Raw genomic sequence first — 4,856 nt, 5'->3', positions numbered from 1 at the left:
TGGAAAGAGTGACGACACGTTACATACCGACCTCACGGACGTCAATCCTATATAATCATGCATTTTTATATAATTATATACAAGACGTTATGAAACACATCATACTCGCTGCCGCACTGGCCCTTGCCACTGCAGCCCAGGCACAGCAACACGACTGGGAGAACCAGTATGTGCTGCAAAAGAACCGTATGCCGGCACGTGCCGCCTTCATGCCGTATCTCAACGGGAATGGCGACATGCAGATGTCGCTCGACGGGGAATGGAAATTCAACTGGACCAAGACACCCGACGAACAGCCGGCTGACTTCTACAGTCTCTCGTTCGACGACACCGGATGGACTACTTTCGGAGTGCCTGGCGACTGGGAGATGAACGGCTACGGCACTCCCATATACAGCAGCTCCGGATACACCTTCAAGATTGACCCGCCCCACGTGATGCGGGAACCGAAGAAGACCTACACCGCCTATACGGAACGCAACCCCACGGCTTGCTACCGCCGCACATTCTCCCTGCCTGCATCATGGAAGGGGAAAGAGGTGTTCGTAAGGTTCGGCGCCGTGTCGAGTGCCTTCTATCTGTATGTCAACGGACAGCAGGTGGGCTACTCTCAGGGCAGCATGGAACCGGCAGAATTCTGCCTCACGCCATATCTGAAAGAGGGCGACAACATGATAGCGATAAAGGTGATGAAATATTCAGACGGCAGCTATCTCGAAGACCAGGACATGTGGCGCATCGCCGGAATACACCGTAGCATAACCCTCTTTGCCACGCCGAAGATACGCATAGCCGACTTTGGAGTGCGCACGCTTATTGATGATGATTATAGGGATGCGGAACTCGTGATCGACCCGAAACTCAGCGTCTGCGGCGACGAGAAGGGAAAGGGCTACCGCATCTCGGCAATGCTCTACGATGCCGACGGGAAAGCGGTGACCGACACTGCCCTGTGGCATGCCGCCGAACCGATGCTGAATCTTGACAAGAAGGGAAAGATTCTCAACCAGCGCAACCCGCAGCGTGGCTACGCTCCATACGGATGGCTGAAGACCACTATAAAGAACCCACACAAATGGGACGCCGAGCATCCCTATCTATACACGCTGAAACTCGCCCTCACCGACTCTGCCGGAAATACGGTGGAGAGGGCCGAGACGAAGGTGGGATTCCGCAAGGTGGAGATAAAAGACGGTATGATGCTCGTGAACGGAAAGCAGGTGAGGCTGCGCGGAGTGAACCGCCATGAGATGGACCCTGAAACGGGACACGTAATGACGGAGGAACGCATGGTGGAGGACATCAGACTGATGAAGCAATGCAACATCAACGCCGTGCGCACCTGCCATTATCCCAACACCGAACGGTGGTATGAGCTTTGCGACGAATACGGCATGTATGTGATGGACGAAACCGACATAGAGGAACACGGACTTCGGGGCACTCTCGCCTCTGACCCCACATGGGCAGCGGCATTCATCGACCGCACGCAGCGGATGGTGATGAGAGACAGAAACCATCCGTCGGTGGTGTTCTGGTCGCTTGGCAACGAGTCGGGATGGGGTCCCAACTTTGCCATGACAGCGGCATGGATTCATGAATACGACACCACACGCCCCGTACACTACGAGGGAGCACAGGGCGCAGACAACAAGGACCCGGAGTATGTCGACGTGATTAGCCGCTTCTATCCTCGTGTGCAGGAAGAATATCTCAACCCTGGAGTGAAGGACAACAATATGGAGCGCCCTGAGAACGCACGATGGGAACGTCTGCTGAGCATCGCCCGGAAGACCAACGACAACCGTCCGGTGCTCACCAGCGAATATGCCCACGCCATGGGAAATGCCCTCGGAAACTTCAAGGAGTATTGGGACGAGATATACAGTCACAAGCGGATGCTCGGCGGCTTCATCTGGGAATGGGCAGACGAAGGGATATTCAAGAAACGCGACGACGGAAAGACGATGGTGGCATACGGCGGTGACTTCGGCGATGTGCCCAATCTGAAGGCTTTCTGCGTGAAGGGCATAGTATCGTCTGACCGCAAGCTTACTCCCAAATATAATGAGGTGAAACAGGTGTATGCGCCGATGGATGTCCAGCTCACGGGCAACAGGCTGCATGTCGTGATGCTCGACAATATGGTGGAGATGGACAATTACCGTATCGCATTCAACATCACGGAGAACGGAAAAGTGATAAAGAAAGGTGAGATAAAGGATCTGACAGTACCTTCCGTCAAGTTCGACCCTGCTGCCGATGTGCGGCTCAATGTCAGCATCCAACTGAAAAGCGACACCAAGTGGGCAAAGGCAGGCTTCGAAGTGAAACACGAGCAGTTTGCCATCAACGACCGCCTCGCCACAGCCTTCAGTCCCATGTCGCTGAAAACCGGCAGAGAGGCTGACATGAAAGAGGCAATGGAGTGGTTTGATATCGTGAAGCCCCACTTCTTCCGCGCTCCTCTCGACAACGACAAGGGATTCGGCAACTGGATAGCCAAAGACTGGAAGAACAACAGGCTTGACTCTCCTGAGACTGCCACTGTGAAGCCTCTCGACGCCAAACGCAATGCCGACGGAACGGTTACTGTGACCACAACACAGGAATGCCGCTATGCCAATGGCAAGATAACCACAGACTATGTATACACCATGGATGCTGACGGATCTGTGGATTTCAGCGCCACGTATACTCCTGAGGGACAGTTGCCGCCACTGCCATGCATCGGCAACACGTTCTTGATGGACAAGGATATGACCCGCTTGTCATGGTATGGACAGGGATTGCAGGACAGCTATGTGGACCGCCTCGAAGCTACGAGCATCGGCAGATGGACAAGCAGCGTGGACCAGGAATACGTACACTATCCGCAGCCACAGTCGAGCGGCAACCATGAGCAGACCGTCACGCTATCTCTCACCGATGCCAGGGGCAGAGGCTACACCGTGACGACAGCCAACGCCACTCCGTTTGCCTTCTCTGCCCTGCCCTATTCGGAGCATCAGCTGTCTACCGTAGCCCACGACTGCGACCTGCATACTGAAAACAACGTCTTTCTCAATATCGACGCGGCAATGATGGGACTGGGAAACAGCAGCTGCGGACCTGGCGTGCTTACCAAATACTCCATTCCTCAGAAGCAGCATTCACTGCATGTGATGTTCAAGAGAAAATGATTTCCGCCAGTCTCTGACAATAACTTGACAGAGTTATCAGCAGTCAAAGGAAACTTCTTATAAAATATCACACAAAACGGCAAGCTGTTATAAAATACAACACAAAACGGTCTAATGACCGATTTGGGTAACCCGTATCAGGCATCAGGAAAAGAAACAGTTCGTACATCTTACGAACAATCTCACAAAGAAACATGCCTAAAATTTTCCCCCACGGCGTGGGGAATGAAACCCCACATTAGAGGGTTCTGTTCCCCACGCCGTGGGGGATTTTTGGCATATATTTTTGTCTTCGTATTTTGGGGCAATTCATTTAACCCAAATCGCAAACAAGTATCTCTGCCGAAGGTTATATCGTTTATCGCCTCAATGACCATAGCTTTGCTCTTGACAAAGAATAATTATCCTGCAACTGCTGAATGACAAAAAAAAGAAGTACATTTGCAGAAGATTAATAATATACATAACAAGAAAAATCAATGGCACTTATAAAATCAATAAAGGGTCTCACTCCCAAATGGGGCAAGGACTGCTATTTCAGTGAGAACGCCGCAATTGTCGGCGAAGTGACGATGGGCGACGAATGCTCAATATGGTTCAATGCCGTGGTGCGCGGCGATGTGGCTCCCATTACAATCGGCAACAGAGTGAATGTGCAGGACGGAGCCTGCGTACATGTGACCAACCAGACAGGACCTACGATAATCGAGGACGATGTGTCAATAGGTCACAATGCCACAGTACATGCATGCACAGTGCGCCGAGGTGCCCTGATAGGCATGGGGGCGACGGTGCTCGACAACGCTGAAGTGGGCGAAGGAGCAGTAGTTGCCGCCGGAGCACTCGTTCTGGGAGGCACTAAAATCGGCGAACATGAAATCTGGGGTGGCGTACCGGCAAAGTTCATCAAGAAGACAAGACCGAACCAGGCGGAGAGCTTCGCACAACACTACGTGGAATATTCAAAGTGGTATCTTGAGGAACAAGACTGAAAACGACATCCCCACAATCCAAGAGCATCACAACCACATATCATCCTATGACAGAAAGACCGACGACATACGTTGACATCATATTGCCTCTGCCCCTCAACAGTCTCTTCACCTACTCCATTCCGGAGCCGTTGACAGAGGCGGTGAAGAGCGGCGTAAGGGTTATCGTGCCGTTCGGCAAGCAGAAGATGATGGTGGGACTGGCGGTGCGCATCCACGACAAGGAGCCGGAATTCAAGGTAAAGGACATCACGAGGGTGCTCGACACGACGCCTATCGTGACCGAAGACCAGCTGCGGATGTGGAACTGGATTGCAGATTATTACATATCTCCCATCGGCGAGGTCTTCAACGCCGCATTGCCTGCCGGACTGAAGGCAGAGGACGGGTTCAGACCGAAGACGGAGACCTACGTCACACTGCCTGAGAACCTGCGCCACGAGCAGGCGCTGCACATCGCTTTCGGCATGCTGAAGAGAGCACTGGCACAACTCAAGACATTCAACACATATCTGACACTCTCCCACTGGGACACCATTGTGGGCGACTGCACCGACGAACCGGTGGTGGAGGTGACGAAAGATGAACTGATAAACGAATCGCATGCCACAGCCGGAGTCATGAAGCAACTGCTGGACAAGAAGATGCTCGTGACCTACGAGAAGGAGGTGGGACGTCTGAA

At 52.7% G+C, this 4,856-nt stretch carries 2 protein-coding genes and 1 pseudogene; all 3 read left to right on the top strand.

All coding sequences use genetic code 11. From position 1 onward, the window contains the following. The first annotated feature begins 89 nt into the window (after nt 1-89). Nucleotides 90-3,182: a glycoside hydrolase family 2 TIM barrel-domain containing protein gene (locus tag QVO99_RS06560; protein WP_022316806.1), complete on the top strand. Its 3,093-nt coding sequence runs from the start codon at nt 90-92 to the stop codon at nt 3,180-3,182. A 479-nt stretch (nt 3,183-3,661) separates the two neighbouring features. Continuing rightward, the gene (locus tag QVO99_RS06555; protein ID WP_022316804.1) at nt 3,662-4,174 is read left to right on the top strand and encodes a gamma carbonic anhydrase family protein; all 513 of its coding nucleotides are present in this window, start codon (nt 3,662-3,664) and stop codon (nt 4,172-4,174) included. A gap of 47 nt (nt 4,175-4,221) precedes the next feature. Then, nucleotides 4,222-4,856 (top strand): annotated as a pseudogene (locus QVO99_RS06550) (replication restart helicase PriA); the annotation flags it as partial.

It is taken from the genome of Prevotella sp. CAG:592, from assembly GCF_000436015.1.
Taxonomy (GTDB): domain Bacteria; phylum Bacteroidota; class Bacteroidia; order Bacteroidales; family Bacteroidaceae; genus Prevotella; species Prevotella pectinovora.
Note: the sequence above shows the minus strand (reverse complement) of the source record. Positions and strands in the feature narration are given on the sequence as shown.